This is a genomic window from Pseudomonas sp. SDT291_1_S447 (assembly GCF_054070155.1).
The window spans coordinates 1-1172 of record NZ_JBSVXS010000268.1 but is presented as its reverse complement, the minus strand read 5'-3'; the positions used below and the strand labels follow the sequence as shown (position 1 = coordinate 1172).

The window sequence follows — 1172 nt, the reverse complement described above, 5'->3', positions numbered from 1 at the left end:
AAGTTGCTGGTGTTGGTGAACGTGGCGAGCTGGTTACCGGCAAGCCCCTTGATGGCGCCCTCGATCAGGTAGGCCGAGGCGACAAAATCCTTGGCGTTCTCGCCGTAGCTCACCGCGAATTGCAGCGACTTGGCATTGAGTGCCGACAACGCATCCTCGGCCACGCCCAACGATCGGACGTCGCCCAGGGCGCGATTGACCTCCAGCGCCGGTTCCATGGACTCACGGATCCCGACCACAGCAGCGGTCACGCCGCCCAGGCCAAGCCCGATCGTCTTTATGTGTTTTTCACTCTGATCGGCAAGCTCGGAAAAGCCCATTTTCACCTTGCCCAGGGGCGCGGTGACCTTGTCCTGCAAGCTGAGAATGAAAGCCAGGCTGGCGCTACGGTCTGCCAAAGTCGTTACCCGTTCAGCGCAAGGGCGATGCCGTTAGCCACGGCGAACTCCATGCGTCTCCAGTGTTCGTCCTCTAGCCACTTGGCCGTCCCCATCGCTTCGGGCGTGGGTTCGGCACCAGGAAGCCAGCGGTTCGTCAGGGCCATTAACTGGCCCAGTCCGTTTTCGCTTAGGCGCTCAGCGTGCTCGAGCGCTTTTTTACGATCACCTCAACGTTGGGCGCGTACTCCTCGAGCAGCGCGCCGGCGATCTGCATCACCATCACCGGGTTGCCCAGCAGCGGTTTCAGCACGGTTTTTTGTTCCTGCAGCACAGTGGTCATCAACAGGTTGTTGCCCGGGGCGACCTTGTTGGCTTGGGTCAGGGCGTTGAAATACTTGGTGACGTCGGCCGGGGTCAGGTTGAAGGTGAATTCCTGTTCGCCGACTTCCAGGGTGATTTCGGTGTTGTTCTGTTGGCTCATTGGGTAGATCTCTTGTTGAGGTTGGGAAAAGTGGTGTCCTGGTGCGCTGGCGATCGCTGGCACACGCCACGGACGTATTGCTGCAGTCCGAGAATCATTTGCCGGCTTAGGGCGAGCTGATTACGGAGGGTGAAATAATCCGGTCGAGCGTCTGCTGCGAGTTCGGCGCGTCCTGCATCAGCCATGCGGGCGGTGCCGGCGGTGGCGGGCACAGATCCGGCGGCGGGACAGATGGCGCGGACATGCAACCGGCCAGTGCCATCGCCAACAGCGCGGCGCAGGCGCTCGTTTTCAGTGAGTGCATCGGTCAA

Annotated in this window: 3 protein-coding genes and 1 pseudogene; all 4 read right to left on the bottom strand. The window is 60.9% G+C overall.

Annotation, left to right across the window (positions count from 1 at the left end; all coding sequences use genetic code 11):
• Positions 1-398: pseudogene (locus tag ACW9IR_RS29470) on the bottom strand (phage tail tape measure protein); the annotation flags it as partial.
• Positions 399-403: 5 nt separating this feature from the next.
• Positions 404-544: a DUF6890 family protein gene (locus tag ACW9IR_RS29465; protein WP_039013052.1), complete on the bottom strand. Its 141-nt coding sequence runs from the start codon at positions 542-544 to the stop codon at positions 404-406.
• Between the two features lie 23 nt (positions 545-567).
• Positions 568-861, bottom strand: coding sequence for a putative phage tail assembly chaperone (locus ACW9IR_RS29460; protein WP_457466126.1), 294 nt, complete (start codon positions 859-861; stop codon positions 568-570).
• Positions 858-1172, bottom strand: a 315-nt coding sequence (locus ACW9IR_RS29455; protein WP_457466124.1) for a lysis system i-spanin subunit Rz, incomplete at its 5' end; no start/stop codon positions are given. The genes ACW9IR_RS29460 and ACW9IR_RS29455, both read right to left, overlap by 4 nt.

Excerpts from the sequence above, each read along its gene's own strand:
- ACW9IR_RS29465 (WP_039013052.1), bottom strand. The coding sequence starts at position 544 with ATGGCCCTGACGAACCGCTGGCTTCCTGGTGCCGAACCCACGCCCGAA.
- ACW9IR_RS29460 (WP_457466126.1), bottom strand. The coding sequence starts at position 861 with ATGAGCCAACAGAACAACACCGAAATCACCCTGGAAGTCGGCGAACAG.